General features: G+C 37.4%; 15 protein-coding genes, 1 pseudogene and 1 riboswitch. Of the genes and pseudogenes, 13 read left to right on the top strand and 3 right to left on the bottom strand.

The window, feature by feature from the left end; all coding sequences use genetic code 11:
- Positions 1–24: 24 nt before the first annotated feature.
- Complete coding sequence (locus tag AC058W_RS15640) at positions 25–1122, bottom strand: ABC transporter substrate-binding protein (RefSeq protein WP_479390294.1); 1098 nt, start codon at positions 1120–1122, stop codon at positions 25–27.
- Between the two features lie 125 nt (positions 1123–1247).
- Positions 1248–1358: riboswitch (cobalamin riboswitch) on the bottom strand.
- Between the two features lie 149 nt (positions 1359–1507).
- Between AC058W_RS15640 and AC058W_RS15635 the strand changes: the two genes are divergently transcribed.
- The 11 genes and pseudogenes from AC058W_RS15635 (at position 1508) to AC058W_RS15585 (ending at position 9143) form a co-directional block, all read left to right on the top strand.
- The gene (locus AC058W_RS15635; protein ID WP_118247049.1) at positions 1508–2452 is read left to right on the top strand and encodes a LysR family transcriptional regulator; all 945 of its coding nucleotides are present in this window, start codon (positions 1508–1510) and stop codon (positions 2450–2452) included.
- Positions 2453–2543: 91 nt separating this feature from the next.
- Positions 2544–2750: a zinc ribbon domain-containing protein gene (locus tag AC058W_RS15630; RefSeq protein WP_243118156.1), complete on the top strand. Its 207-nt coding sequence runs from the start codon at positions 2544–2546 to the stop codon at positions 2748–2750.
- A 373-nt stretch (positions 2751–3123) separates the two neighbouring features.
- Complete coding sequence (locus AC058W_RS15625; RefSeq protein ID WP_479390293.1) at positions 3124–4485, top strand: hypothetical protein; 1362 nt, start codon at positions 3124–3126, stop codon at positions 4483–4485.
- An 84-nt stretch (positions 4486–4569) separates the two neighbouring features.
- Positions 4570–4992, top strand: coding sequence for a hypothetical protein (locus tag AC058W_RS15620; protein ID WP_479390292.1), 423 nt, complete (start codon positions 4570–4572; stop codon positions 4990–4992).
- A gap of 25 nt (positions 4993–5017) precedes the next feature.
- A pseudogene (locus tag AC058W_RS15615) lies at positions 5018–5479 on the top strand (sugar ABC transporter substrate-binding protein); the annotation flags it as partial.
- Positions 5480–5538: 59 nt separating this feature from the next.
- Positions 5539–5727, top strand: coding sequence for a hypothetical protein (locus AC058W_RS15610; RefSeq protein WP_479390291.1), 189 nt, complete (start codon positions 5539–5541; stop codon positions 5725–5727).
- 13 nt (positions 5728–5740) lie between these two features.
- Positions 5741–6997, top strand: a complete 1257-nt coding sequence (locus AC058W_RS15605; RefSeq protein WP_479390290.1) for a sensor histidine kinase — start codon at positions 5741–5743, stop codon at positions 6995–6997.
- Positions 6994–7749, top strand: a complete 756-nt coding sequence (locus tag AC058W_RS15600) for a response regulator transcription factor (protein WP_118630994.1) — start codon at positions 6994–6996, stop codon at positions 7747–7749. The genes AC058W_RS15605 and AC058W_RS15600 overlap by 4 nt, the downstream gene beginning before the upstream one ends.
- Before the next feature lie 278 nt (positions 7750–8027).
- Positions 8028–8162: a hypothetical protein gene (locus AC058W_RS15595; RefSeq protein ID WP_479390289.1), complete on the top strand. Its 135-nt coding sequence runs from the start codon at positions 8028–8030 to the stop codon at positions 8160–8162.
- A gap of 22 nt (positions 8163–8184) precedes the next feature.
- Positions 8185–8520, top strand: a complete 336-nt coding sequence (locus tag AC058W_RS15590) for a hypothetical protein (protein ID WP_479390288.1) — start codon at positions 8185–8187, stop codon at positions 8518–8520.
- Complete coding sequence (locus AC058W_RS15585; RefSeq protein WP_243118155.1) at positions 8517–9143, top strand: DUF5052 family protein; 627 nt, start codon at positions 8517–8519, stop codon at positions 9141–9143. The genes AC058W_RS15590 and AC058W_RS15585 overlap by 4 nt, the downstream gene beginning before the upstream one ends.
- 286 nt (positions 9144–9429) lie before the next feature.
- Here the strand turns inward: AC058W_RS15585 and AC058W_RS15580 are convergent, their stop codons facing one another.
- Positions 9430–10122 (bottom strand): hypothetical protein, encoded by a 693-nt coding sequence (locus AC058W_RS15580; RefSeq protein ID WP_479390287.1) that lies wholly within the window; start codon positions 10120–10122, stop codon positions 9430–9432.
- Positions 10123–10406: 284 nt separating this feature from the next.
- The gene (locus tag AC058W_RS15575) at positions 10407–11840 is read right to left on the bottom strand and encodes a hypothetical protein (RefSeq protein ID WP_118631071.1); all 1434 of its coding nucleotides are present in this window, start codon (positions 11838–11840) and stop codon (positions 10407–10409) included.
- Positions 11841–12123: 283 nt separating this feature from the next.
- Here AC058W_RS15575 and AC058W_RS15570 point away from each other — a divergent pair, with 283 nt between their 5' ends.
- Together AC058W_RS15570 and AC058W_RS15565 are read left to right on the top strand one after the other, a co-directional pair.
- The gene (locus AC058W_RS15570) at positions 12124–13158 is read left to right on the top strand and encodes a hypothetical protein (protein ID WP_479390286.1); all 1035 of its coding nucleotides are present in this window, start codon (positions 12124–12126) and stop codon (positions 13156–13158) included.
- A 12-nt stretch (positions 13159–13170) separates the two neighbouring features.
- Positions 13171–13941, top strand: coding sequence for a hypothetical protein (locus tag AC058W_RS15565; RefSeq protein WP_118631073.1), 771 nt, complete (start codon positions 13171–13173; stop codon positions 13939–13941).
- Positions 13942–14065: the final 124 nt, after the last annotated feature.

Raw genomic sequence — 14065 nt, 5'->3', positions numbered from 1 at the left:
TCAATGTAATTGTCTCTTTTCTGTTTATTTATTTAAATCCAATCTCAAAAGGCTGTCCAACTGCTCATCACTGAGCTCATATCCATAATAATCTTTATAGAAATCGCTGATTTCTGTTCTGATATCATAATCAGAAAAGATTTCCGGCTGTACAATGGATGCTGTCCATTTCATATAAAGTGGTTTTTCAAATGCATTTGGCGGAGCCCAGCGGTATAATCCACATGGAACTTTATAAACCTTATGATTTTTAACAGCACTCACGTTACTCCAATCCTGTCCTTCCAGTTTGTTCTCATAGAAATCTTCCGGAGTTACATCATCGAAATTACTGATAAAAATAATCTCCGGATCATATTCTAGGATTGTTTCCATTGAAGGTTCTGTAATGTCTTCAGGAAGTGTGAAATTCTGTCCACCTTCAAGTGTTGTAATATAAGTATTAATCCCACCTGTATAGCAGGTCATCTCATGTACATTCTGGAAATGAAGAACTCTTGGCATTTCATCCTCTGATAAAGCAGCAACCTCATCTGCCTTGCTGTTAAAATAATCCATAGTTTCATCATACCAGTCTGTTACCTGTTTTGCACGATCCTCACAGTTTAATGCATCTCCCAGCATAGTAACCAGACTTTTCAGGCCGTCCATATCTTTTGCAGAAGACACAAGTACACATGGAATTCCCAATGCCTTTAACTGCTCTGCCTGGTCAGTCTCTGAATCCCAGTTCAGTACTAAATCCACATCTGCATCTGCAAGAGCTTCTACATTTACTGAAAAGTCATCATTTACCATTGTAGTATCTACATCTTCCAGTTCCGGAGCCAGATCTTTCAAAATAGACATTTCCCATCCTGAATATGCTGCCGGTGGAATAGATACCATATTCTCTGCATTTCCCTGTAATGCATAAACCATATTTGGCAGAACCATTGCTGGAACTGCAATTCTCTTCGGATGTGCAGGCACTTCTACTTCTGCTCCGGTGGCGTCTACAACTGTTCTGGTTTCCTCCTCTCCAGATGTTTTGTCAGCTGCAAATACGCTGATTCCTGTAAGCGAGGAAACAGCTACTGCTGTCGACAGTAATATGGCAAGAAACTTTGATCTTTTTTTCATTCCTTATCTCCTTATCTGTAAAATAAAAAAGCACCCTTTTCATCACAAAAAAGGGCGCAAAAAACTTATCTGCAACTCACCCTTTTTAATGACTCGTTAAATCGGGGTTCCGGCAAAATATCCAAGTATCCTGGCTTGACTTCTTCACATTCATATACTTCCCGGAAATCCCAGTGTATTTTTATGAATGCTCCATCCTACAGTGGCGGCACCGCTCCGGCATTTGACCGGATTCCATAAAATATTCTGCTTTAATTGTCTGTTCTACTATATCATGCAGATTAATCGATTACAAGAAACATTTCTTACTTTAATTTAATATAATTTCTATTGCCAGCAATCAATTTTTCTGATAGCATAATTCACAGAAAGGAAGTTTTTATCTATGACATTGCAAAATCTGAAATATATGCTGGAAATTTCCAACAGTCATTCATTTTCTAAAGCAGCAAAAAATCTCTTTGTTTCTCAGTCTACACTTTCTGCTGCTGTAAAAGAGCTGGAATCTGATCTGGGTATTACTATTTTTAAACGGACAAATCGTGGCGTTTCCCTTACCTACGATGGAGAAGACTTTATTAAATATGCCAAAGAAATTGTAGAACAGTCTCAGTATCTTGAGCAACGCTACCATGCAAGGAAATCGCTGCCTATGCGTTTTTCAGTATCCTGTCAGCATCTTCCATCTGCAGTGCGGGCCTTTACCAGCTTTTTAGCAGAAATTAACTCTCCAACCTATGATATTGCAATCCGCGAATGCGATACTAATTCAGTTATCCACGACGTAGCAGGAAGAAAAAGTGAACTGGGAGTTGTAGCAATACACGAACCTCATATGCGCAGCATGCAGACTTTGTTTTCTTCTTATGATATTGAATTTCATGAAATCAAAAGTGTCAAAAATTATGTGTTTCTCCGTTTTGGTCATCCACTGGCTTCTCTTCCTGTCCTTTCTATAAAGGATCTGGAAAAATATCCTTTCGTTACTTACGACCAGGAATTGGAAACTTCCCATTTCTCAGAAGAACCGCTGTTTTACAAGCTTTTAAATAAAAATGTCCATGTCAGTGACCGCTGCACAAAGATTGCTCTTGTTCGAAAAACAGACTGTTTCAGTATTGGTCCGGATCTTCCTAACAGTAACGCAGATGCATTTCATAAGGGTATGGGAAATATTATCGCAAAGTCTCTGGAAAATGATATCGGACTGCTTCATATTGGTTACCTGACTATTGCCCAAATACCTTTAAGCAGTCTTGGTCAGTTATATCTGGAATATCTCTCAAAGGATATTGATACTCTGGAAATTCTTGGCACATCCTGTTGCTGATTTCTCAGTTTGTCACTAATCAGATTTGCTCCCAAACACTTCCGGGGTCCACTTCCGCACTTCCGGGGTCTGACCCTGCGAAGTACACAAATTGGAAGAGCGTGGAAAGAATCTTATAAAAGTAGACCGTTATTTTGCATCCAGCAAGATCTGCAGTGTATGCGGACATAAGAAAAAGGAACTGGCATTGTCGGATAGAGAGTATGTCTGTGAGTGTGGAAACCGGATGGACCGGGATGTGAATGCGGCAGTCAATATCCGGGAAGAAGGAAAAAGACTTTATAAAGAATGTGCCTGACGGCACAGAAAAAGATCCGTATCCGGATAAAAAATAAAACCGCGGGACACGCGGGGATAGCCTGTTTTAGCTTTGCCCTAAAGGGCAATCGAGCAGGAAGCCCCCACTTCAAAATCGTAAGATTTAAGTGGTGGGAGCATGTCACAGATAAGGATAACCAGGAAACGCAGAAAGAGAGCTGAAAAGTTTTCGCAGATCTGTAATATTTTCTTATTTTTTATAATATCTTCCTCTCCTTGTTTGAAAGCCTTGTTAAAAAACTTTTCATCAAGTATACTTTTAATCAGTCAAGAAAATGACAGCGTAAAACAATCTGAAATGAAAAATGCCGGCAGATTTCAATTGAAAAAGTATGATGAAAAGGAGAAGAGAAATGAAAAACAAATTGTATAAAGTACTTCTTGGGGTATCGGTGCTTGCAATGGCTGCATGTAGTCCGGCAGTGGGAATTATGGCAGCGGATAATGGAACGCAGACAGAGACGCAGGAAACAGAAAATATTACAATTGAAGCAGTCGGTGCATTGAATTTTTCAGAAACCAGAACAAATCAGGGAAACTACATTAAAGCAGTTCGAATTGAATATTCCGGTGAAGTAGATGCTTCGGCAGTGGATTATACTTCATATCTTGTAAAAGGATATAATGTAGTTGGAACCTATGTAAATAATACAGGAGAATGGGGAGACTGCGGAACATCAGGAAAATATGTTTTTGTTCTTATAGAAGAACCAATTAATACAGAAACTGCCATGTATAAAACACATACGAATTACGGTGGAATGGATTATTATACACCACCGACTTTATATATCAGTCAGTTATCTGACATTAAGGTAAATGAAGAGGGAAAACTGGATGAAGAAGGTAATGTAACTATTGCTGGTTTTGGAATGGAATCTTCAGAACAGTATAATCTGATAGCTGATGAGTTTCAGGCTGACCAATATACAATGCAGGTAGATGGAGAAGATTATTCTATTATGTATCGCCTGTTTGTTCCGGACGGTTATGAGAACGGTGGAGCAGATTTGGCTTCCCTTCCTATGGTTATTTATTATCATGGTGGTGGAGAAGGCGGAGATAATAATATTATGCCAATTTTAGACAGCCGTTCTGCACAGAACTTTGCCACAGATGAATGGCAGTCGGAACATCCATGTTTTGTTCTGGTACCGCAAAATCCAATTAAACATGGCGGCGAGGAACCTTTTATGACAGCAGCAGTGCAACTGATTCAGCAGGTGATGGGAGAATATAATGTAGATCAGAAACGGATATATACAATGGGAACATCAGCCGGAACGAAAAGTGCGGTAGCAACAGATATTGCTATGCCAGATCAGATTGCAGGAACATTGCTTGCCTCTGCCGCAATGTTTGAATATACACAAGAAGAACATGAAGCAATAAAAGATATTCCTACCTGGCTTATTACAGCGGCAGATGAGATTCCAAGAAGACTTGACGCAAGTGAAGCTTTTGTTGATACGGCGTCTTCTATTGGAAGAGAGGCTGCGGCAAATGTGGGAGATGAGGCATGGAATGGATACCTGACAGGATATGAAGCAGAGCAGCTTGCAGAGGAACAGATTGAACTTGCAGAGCAAATGGGAACAAATCTTCTGTATACTCATTATCAGGTAAATACAATAGAACCAGATTGTCATTTGAATTATCTTCATGCATATAATAATACGGCAATTTTGGAATGGTTGTTTGATCAGAGTAAATAAAAAATAAGTAAAAAGTCTGCGTTTTCTCAAAAAGTAATTTTGGGGAACGCAACTTTTTTATATACAAAAAAATGGAGGCAGATAATGAAAAGGGTAAAAACTATATGGAAAGTGTTTTTGGCAATCATTATAATTATAATGGGAATGTTAATTTTAATTCCTGTTTCTGCAAAGAATTCTAAACCTCTACGATGCCTTATTTTTTATTCAAATGTAAAAGGGGTAAATAGTCTGATTGCTCAGGCTGCCCAGAAAATGGAGACAGAGTTGGATGGAGACGATGATATATGGCTTAGTGTTTATGAACTTGGAGAAGAATCATATAGCTCCTTTGAAACAAAAGCAGACATTGCGATAGAATTAGATGCAGATGTATTGATTTTAAGCGGGTCAGCGATAGAAAGAGAAACTGATTTTCAAAAATTGGAAGAAAATCAAATTAAATTGATTCTGGTGGATGGGGATATGAAAGAAAGCTGGACGTTGTGCCTATGTAGGGACAGATAATCAAAAAGCAGGTCAGCAGGGAGCAGATTTGCTGGAAAAACGCTTTGAAGACTGTGCAATAGGAATCTTGTCTTCATCAGTTAACCAGGAGAATCTTAATAAAAGCAGAGAAGAAAGAAGAGAAGGTTTTGGGAAAAGGATAGAAATGTTATATAGTGATTTCGGAGAAAACATGAAAATAGATACAGAGCTTCAGTGTTCTCTAAATAGTGAAAAAGCAGTTGAGTCTATCAAAGATATGATACAAACACATCCTGAAATAAATGTGCTCTTTTGCTTGGATTCTGCGTCAGGGATTGCAGCTGCAAGAGCTGTTAAAGATATGGGAAAAAAAGAAGAAATTTATATTATCTGTTTTGACATGACTACACAGGTAGAAAAAGAAATAGAAGAAGGTGGAATCGACGCAGTGTTGGTTCAAAATGTAGATGAGTGTGCGAAAGGCTGTATAAAAATTTTAAGAGAATTCTGTCAGAATCTCAGATAGTGTAAAAGATAGACAGGATATGTTTGAATGTAATATTATTACAGTGGATTGAGGGTAATATGAAAAAAAAGAGACAAAAGTATTATTCGATTCGTAAACGATTTTGGAATTCTTATGTGAGTTTTGCATTGGGATTAATTTTAACTTTTATAGTAGGGCAGGGATTACTTCAGTTTTTTGCATTTTATGCGGATAAAACACTCAATACACAGGAAGATTTTTCTACTTGCTTGGAAACAGTTGAATGAACTGGATGGGGTTTTGTATGTATTGGAGCAGACTCCTACGGAGGAATTCTGGAAAAATGGAGAGACAATTTCTGAACATTTGGTTTTACAGGCGGAGAGTATTGACAGGGAAATTAAAAAACCAAGAAGTAGAGATTTATATGTTTTAACATGGAATTTATGTGAAGAAATACGGAAAGGAAAAGAGAATACAAACAAAGAACTGACGGCTGAATGCATTTATAAGGCACAAGATAAAATAAATATTTTAATGGAACTCTATAATGGATTTTCCGATGAAATGGAAAAATATATTAAAAAACATAAAGAAAAACAATTTACAGTTCGTTTAAATGCAAGCCTGGGAATCTTTCTGGTGGATTTAATTCTTGCAGGTTTGTTTATACTTCAGGGAAAAAATTTAGCCAATTATGTGATGCATCCGGTAATTACACTGACATCTCAGGTAAAAGAAATCATTGCAGGAAATAAACAGATAAAAATGCAATATATCAATTATCCTGCGGATGAACTGGGAATTCTTAATAATGCATTTTGTGAAATGGTAGATAAAAATCAAAAGCAGATGCGTCAGCTAAAAGAGCAGGGAGAGATGGAAATAAAACTGGAACGTACAAGGTTAAGCCTTTTGCAATCGAGAGTAAATCCACATTTTATGTTTAATATTTTGAACATTATTGCCGGACTTGCAGTGGAGGAAGAAGCATACAGAACAAGAAAGTTTACAATTAAAACAGCCAGTTATTTTCGATATTCGCTGGATAGTCTGGATAAGATTGTAAAATTAGAAAATGAGATAAAAAATGTTCAGTTATACCTGGAAATTCAAAAAGAACGGTTTGGAGAAAAAGTTGAATGGGAAATATCTATGCAGGATGAATGTGGAAAACTGGAAGTTCCGGCTATGATTTTGCAACCTTTATGTGAAAATTCAATTGTGCATGGAATGTCAGCGATTTTGAAAAGGGTTCATATATTAGTATCTGCCAGAGTAGAAAATGAATATTTATTTTTAAGTGTTTCAGATGACGGTGAAGGAATTTCAGAGGAAACGATAAATAACATAAATCAGAAAATGAGACAACACAAAAAATGTGGAGAAGAAGGGATTGGAATAAAAAATACATTTGAAAGATTACAGATGTTTTGTAATGGAAAGGCAGATTTTGCTATAGAAAGTGTACCGATGGAATATACAATTGTTACATTTATCATACCTTTAAAAGACCAGTTTGATAAAATGTGTAAGAAGGAAGTGGAATCAGAATGAAGGTAGTGCTTGCTGATGATGAATTGATAGCTTTGAAAATGCTTCGAAAGCTAATCGACTGGGAAGGATTGGGATTAAGATACTGTGGATGCGCTCTGGACGGGGTAGAATTATATCAGTTAATTCTGAAGAAAAAACCAGATCTTGTTATTACAGATATTATGATGCCGGGAATGGATGGACTGAAGACTATTACAAAGATACAGGCAACAGGATTGAACATTCGGTTTTTAATTATCAGTGCATATGCAAATTTTTCATATGCCAGAGAAGCCATGCGCCTGGGGGTAAAAGATTTTCTGGAAAAACCCATTGATGAGGATGAACTAAATAAAGCATTGTACCGTATTGCATATGAAGAGGAAAAAATAGAAAACAAAGAGATAGAAAAAATAAATGATAATAAAAAGAACGAGGAAAAGGAAGTTTCCGGAATTATTCAATCCGCAAAAAAATATATAGATGAACATTTTTCCGAAAAACTGACGTTGGAAGAAGTAGCTGAATATGTTTATTTAAGCCCTAATTATCTCTCGAGTTTATTTCGAAGAGAAATGAATATGAACTTTGTGGAATATATAACTGATGTTCGGATGCGTCAGGCAGAAAAATTTCTGGCAGATGCACGCCTGTCTATTTCAGATATTGCACGGATGACTGGATACAGAGATGCAGGATATTTTTGTAATGTATTTATAAGAAAATATGGAATGTCTCCTTCTTTGTGGAGGAAAAGAAATAAGGGTATATAAATAAAAAATCGCTGTAAGAATATACTGATTTTTTACTTTTGTGAACTTCCATAATAAAGTGCAACTCAAGTGAATCATACGGATTGAGAATGCCCTGAAATGCCAGGGTCTGACTCTGCGAAGTACTGGATTGACACTTGAAGCCGGTTTGAGAACCGTGTATATTTGTAGGGGCCTAAAACCTCAAAATGAAAAAGAACATCTTCCCGGTGTTCTTTTTCCATATTATTCAGAATTATGATACAATACAATCAGAAATTACCGCGAGGAGAAAATTTATGAAGAAGAGCAAAAAACTGGCTAAAATATCTACAGCGGTTATAGGAATATACCTGCTTTTTCTAGTTGTGATAGGTGTAAAAACCGCTCTCCTATGCCATGATTTTTCTAAAATCGGCATGCTTGGAATATGATCTGTCAGCAAGGGCAAAAAATTTGGATGATTATATCAGCGGTTATGCCATGGTGCCGGGAGCATTTTTTACGCTGCTTGGAAGCAGTTTTGGCGGTGTCATCTTTTTCCTGCTGATGTTCGCAATTGTGTTTGCCTGCGTTGTTCTCCTGGTACATATCGTCATATCCTGTATATTGATCAGGAAAGAAAAACTGCGAACCGATGCGATGCTGAAACTGGTTATGGCTATTGTGGGACTGCTGTTTTCAGTCATTTTGTTAAAAAGTGCGGCTCTTTCCTTCTTGATGGTTGTACCTCTGTTGATGGCCATGGTAGAATATAATTACGCCAAAACGGAAACGGAGGAAAAAGTTTGAGAAAACAGAAGAGAAGGATGCTGGTCCTGCTGCCAGTATTTTTACTGGTATTACTGACAGGATGCGGGAAGCTGGGATCCATTGTGAATGATATTCATGGATCACTGATCGGAAACAACTATACGGTGTATACCTATGACAACTATGGAAACCAGACGTTGAAGACGTCCGGAAAGAAAATCAGTATTACCGGGAATAAAATAGAGACTACCAGCTATGACAGCGACGGAAGGACAGTAACGGGGTATGACTTGTCCTCCGTCATTACAATCACAATTGATGGAAAAGAAATCGAAAGTTGCGGAGATACCTGCGTTTTTGTACAGAAAGGCCTGGAACCGGAAGTAGATTTTTCTTTGGATGAAATTAATAGCAGCGGAAGCAGAGTTACCGGAAACGTAGCCATTGCAAGGGTGCTGAATAAGTACAAGAATGATTTTGGGAAATCGCGGATTGTTGTGATTAAGTCCCAGATGGGACAGCCGATTGCGGCGTTTTCCGGCGACAATGTGTATTGGGAGATTCCAGATGACTTACCGAAAATGACCAAGCTGATGGTCGATGGAAAAGCATTGTACATCCATAGGGCAAATTATCAGATTATCGACAAAGATTTGCTGTGAGTTAACTACAGGTTGAGAATGTCGAGGTCTGACCCTATGAAGTACATAGAAATGGAAGTAAGCCCGAAATTCCGAAAAGAAAAAAAGCATCAGATATATCCAGGAGAAAGATCTCCGGATATGCTGATGCTTGATTTGTTTTTCAGCCCATTTAAAATGGTGCGGATCTGTCAGGAGAATGTGCATGTGGGCTTATCATATAGATGACTTTGGCGAGAAGCAAGTGAGCGGAATACTTATTTTGTGCATAAATAAAGTGACCGTATCTTACTGCAGCAGTGGGATGCTACTTCTTATACCAGAATTTCTTACATTGCACTTTCGTTTTTCCATCTGGGGCATCCGCCATCCTTCCGATTTTGAATCTGTAATTTTTGGTCTTTCCGGCTGGAATGTTTACATTGTAGGTTTTGGTGGGCGTTGCAGTTTCATCCAGTGGTATCTCAAAATACATTGTTACCTTTGTAATGGTATAACTTGAAGTGTTTTGCATACGGGCAGTTATATACAGCTCTCCGGTGTTGGGATTATAATCATATCCCTTGTAGCTGACCTTGAGCTGGCTTAGCTTAGGGGTAGCTGACCGGTACCAGAACGATAAGCATTTTACCTTAGGTGATTTATATGGCTGCTGAGTCATTTTTCCAATATAAACAGTCTTGTTTACTGTTTTTCCGGGATTGATTGTTACACTGAAGGTCTGGGTTATGGTTCCATCCTCCATGATTGGGAGTTCATATTCCATCCTTACTTTTGTAATTGTGTAACTGGAAGTATTTTTCAGATTCAGCTTCAGATATAACTTTGCGGTATCGTTGTCATATTGGAATCCTCTGCAGCTTACTTTAAGCTGTTTGGCAGTTGGCTTGGAAGCAGCCAGTGTCAGCCTTGGAAAAAATGAAAGTACGGCAAGTGCTGTCAGAAAGAAAAATATCAGATAGCTTCTGCGTTTTTTTATAAAGCGGTCCTTCATACTCATAAAATCTCCTCCTCATATGATAATAATAGTTTCAGGCAAATGTTATGACTTTTGGTACACGTAATGCTTTGCCCAAGTTTATTCTATAGTTACCATATAATAGGAAAGAGGAAATTTCTATTAACTAATGGTTAGTATTTTCATTCCGGGCAGAATTTGGCAAATATGAAAAGATGCGCATGATTCTTGACAGAGAGAGATAAATATAAGAAATTAAAACAAGAAACTCCCATTCAGAAAGATAATCTGAGAGGGAGTTTTTGTTTTGAAATCAAAGATAGAAATTACGGTAGCTGTAGAATATATTGTCTTAATAACAGTAAAGTTTCTTCTTTAGGATAAACCATAGGACTTCCAGGCAGCCCAAGGAAGAAATCAGAAAAAGCTTTGCATAGTGAAGTATCAGAAATATGTATATCGCAGGCATATGCACCAAAAACAAAAGAATTTGTGGTATACATATGCAGACCAGTCTGTGAATTTGTATAAATGGACAGGTAATCAGGGATATGTAAAATAGTTGGACGGACGATCAGACAGGTGATAGTGCCATTTTCCAGCTCATTATATAATTTTGTTAATATCAGTTTGATATCTGAAGACTCTAAAGGTGGAACATATGTGGGCGGCAGGTCTTGCAGTACACCGTTTTTGACAAAATCAGCCAGACCTTGTTCTGTAAAAATGGTTAGATAATTATTTTGAATATCACGCAAAACGGAAAAATGCCGTTCTACAAGCTGGAACATTGTATCATAAGGCAGATCCGGAGTCTTCATATATTTTTTTATGAGATCAGGCGTGATATATCGGCTGGGGCATGGCTGGCTCATAAGAATCTGGAGATAATCTGGTCCTGTTCCGGTAATATATTCCTGCAATACATCCAGAATATTAGAACTGCATTGAACCCAGAGCTCACAACTTTGCAACAGCGAAAGGAAATAATTCCGGTAATAAAAAATCAGCTGTTCATTTTTTATCACTTGTGCCACGCTTAAATCATCAGCAATTAAAATAAGGCATTGAGGAGTAATGATATAATGGTTCAGGGGATATATCATAAGAGCCTGTGACGTAAAGGTAAAGGCATAAGGTTTATAATTTCCCCGCGAAGCCAGGCACAGAGGAATTACAGCTCCCAGTCTCTTGATATCTTCATGGCTGGCAACGGACGGTCTGGCATGGTAGGAAGCCTGGAAATAAAGCAATTCATTTACGGAAAAGGTCCGGTTATTCAGCCATAATTCCATAAGTTCCATGGTTAAATTCAAACGTGGAGGAAGAAACAGCTGAAACTGTGCGTTGGGATTATGGGATGACTCATAAATCAGTATGGAGCGAATCAGACTGTGTATGGCATATTCCCCCCGGATGAATTGATCTGAGTCTGGGAAAGTGGAAACCTTTGGTGGAGTTGGCATTTTAAAATCAATCGTAGATAATGAATTTAAAAAATCACATACAGACTGGCGGTTTTCATAGGCTTCTTCTCCTTGTAACTGGATATCGTAGAGTCGAAAGAATTCTTGTCTTTCATCCAGTGGCAGCTTAAAATGTTGTGCCAGTGCCTGTACAGAAGCATAGGGAAGAATGCGCTCATCTGTAAGGGCTTTATGAATAGAAGTCCTTTCAATATTTGACTTTCTGGAAATAAAGGCAATGGATTCTCCACTGCTTTCAATCAAGTTTTTTAAGTAATTACTGAATTTAGACATATCTTTTATCTCCTGATTATAAACACATAAAATAACTAAAAATTTATTATAGTAGTTCCTTTGGCAAAAAACAAGCTGTGACATGATGTGTGCATAACATAGTGGGATTTTTGTCACGCTTTTGTGCCTTCTGATATTTGCAACTTGTCACATATTCTGTCACAGCTTGTTTGCTGAAAAGTACTTTATTAAAATGATATTAGAATATTTGGTGAGTCTTGGCATTGCTGAAAAATGAAGTTTGTAAGAGAGTTTTGAGGTGTATCCCGGAAAGGAGTATATTATGAGCAGGATAAGAAAAAAACTTGTAGTTGCAGTGATAGGAGAATTAGTCCTGACAGTATTGATGCAGTATATTCCTCAGAATATTTATGCGAAATCTGATAAAACGGTAAAGACAGCATTTGAAAATTACGTTAGTGGTACTCTGGTTCCGATGTATGGAGTTCTTCAAACAGATACGGTGGAAAGCACAAAAGATTATGACTGGACTGCAGAGGATTTTAGAGGTCTACTTTCTGCATCAGTTATGGATTTTGACAGTGATGGACAACTGGAACTTTTGACAGTTCAGTTTTCAAATTATGATAGTTATCAGGGAAAAGGTATTCAGGATATGTATCTGGAGATGTATGAATATCAGGATTCAGGAGAAATAGCAGTAAGTGCACAAAAAAATCTGGATATTAATGGATATAGTTATGCAAGTATTGGATACTATCAGACATGTATATTTACATATGAGTATCAGGGTGAAACTTATATTGGAATTGATCATTATACATACGCAAATGGCTCGATTGTAACTTTGTCTGTTCTTGAATATGGAAAAAGTGGTTTTGAGGAAATGATAGTTCCTCATACCAATGAAGTGGTTACGCGGACAACTTTTGATTATATTGGAGGAGCAGGATACCAGATGGCTGGTAACGGGGACATTTATGTACGCTATACGAATAATGAACCCCAAAATCCATTAGATTGCAGCAGATGGGCATGGAAGAAAATGTATGCGGAAGAAACGGATCCGTTACTTACAGAACAGGATAAAGAAGAATACATGGATGCATATAGGATGTTTTTGGAAAAATATGGTCTTAAGGCAGAGGATGAGCGTATTGGAATGTCTGAAAATGGAAAATTTGTTGTCAGAAATGAAACAGATGCTTTTGAAACAGCACCGAATATTTATAATTCCATAGAAGGAAATATTACTTTTCTTTCGGGAATGTATACAGATCAGGGTGCTGATAGTACAGTAAAACTGCTTTTAAAAGAGGATTGTCAAGGGTCACTGGATGAAATGCGTATGAAATAAGGAGTGAAGAAAATGGAAAAGCAGATGAGGATGGGAATGATTTTGTTATGTATTATAGGCGGATTTGGAAGCGTTGCATGCGGCAGTGGGGGACATGATAAAGAATATAAGACTGCAGTGGAGGCATATTCCGAAGAACTGGAAAAAGAAAGAGTTCCATGGATAAATACAGATGGTACAGAAACGAGTATTTCAAACAGAGCTTTTAAGTTTACTCTTCTTGACATAAATCCAGGAAAACTTCCAGATATGATTTTGTTGAAGGATACTGGAAGAAATCTATCGGATGATGGAACATATATTGTGTGCAGTAATAATGGTGAACATGCATTTCAGGCAGCAGAGGTGAAGGAGTTTAAAGGGTATTATCCCAATACGGGAGTTTATGTTTCTATGGCGTATTTTTCTAAAGAAAATGGTACAACGTATTCTTATGGTTCAAATGGTGAAATGTATATTGGAAAAGCAGAAGCATATTATTATCTGCCTGATTATCAGCAAAAAGATGCCGAAGAAATTTCATTCAGTGGAATGAAAACTCCTATTGCTGCCTACTCCGTGCGAGAGGATGGTGGTGAAGATATTTATGACTGGTATGGTTTTTTCAATCTGGAAAATCATGAGGAATATTCAGAACGCGTGCGAGGAGGAGACTGCAGCGTTAGTAAAGAAGAATTTGAAAAGCATCTGGCAGAGTATATAGGAAACACAAAACTGACGGAAGTTTCCAGAGAAGATTTTCATGATAATACAGAAGAAAACAGGAAGAAATATTTTAAATAACAGGAGTAATAGAAAGATTAAGCTATTGTTTCGAATATAGGAAAATGAATTTATAGGAGAAAAATGGAATGTTGAATAAAAATTGGAAAATATTATTATTTATAATTGCATTTATATGCTCACC

This window comes from Blautia sp. CGZ-1-C1 (genome assembly GCF_056504575.1).
The sequence above is the reverse complement of the archived record's forward strand: the minus strand, read 5'-3'. Positions and strand labels throughout refer to the sequence as shown.

Excerpts from the sequence above, each read along its gene's own strand:
- AC058W_RS15640 (WP_479390294.1), bottom strand. The coding sequence starts at position 1,122 with ATGAAAAAAAGATCAAAGTTTCTTGCCATATTACTGTCGACAGCAGTA.
- AC058W_RS15635 (WP_118247049.1), top strand. The coding sequence starts at position 1,508 with ATGACATTGCAAAATCTGAAATATATGCTGGAAATTTCCAACAGTCAT.
- AC058W_RS15625 (WP_479390293.1), top strand. The coding sequence starts at position 3,124 with ATGAAAAACAAATTGTATAAAGTACTTCTTGGGGTATCGGTGCTTGCA.
- AC058W_RS15620 (WP_479390292.1), top strand. The coding sequence starts at position 4,570 with ATGAAAAGGGTAAAAACTATATGGAAAGTGTTTTTGGCAATCATTATA.
- AC058W_RS15610 (WP_479390291.1), top strand. The coding sequence starts at position 5,539 with ATGAAAAAAAAGAGACAAAAGTATTATTCGATTCGTAAACGATTTTGG.
- AC058W_RS15600 (WP_118630994.1), top strand. The coding sequence starts at position 6,994 with ATGAAGGTAGTGCTTGCTGATGATGAATTGATAGCTTTGAAAATGCTT.
- AC058W_RS15595 (WP_479390289.1), top strand. The coding sequence starts at position 8,028 with ATGAAGAAGAGCAAAAAACTGGCTAAAATATCTACAGCGGTTATAGGA.
- AC058W_RS15580 (WP_479390287.1), bottom strand. The coding sequence starts at position 10,122 with ATGAGTATGAAGGACCGCTTTATAAAAAAACGCAGAAGCTATCTGATA.
- AC058W_RS15575 (WP_118631071.1), bottom strand. The coding sequence starts at position 11,840 with ATGTCTAAATTCAGTAATTACTTAAAAAACTTGATTGAAAGCAGTGGA.
- AC058W_RS15570 (WP_479390286.1), top strand. The coding sequence starts at position 12,124 with ATGAGCAGGATAAGAAAAAAACTTGTAGTTGCAGTGATAGGAGAATTA.
- AC058W_RS15565 (WP_118631073.1), top strand. The coding sequence starts at position 13,171 with ATGGAAAAGCAGATGAGGATGGGAATGATTTTGTTATGTATTATAGGC.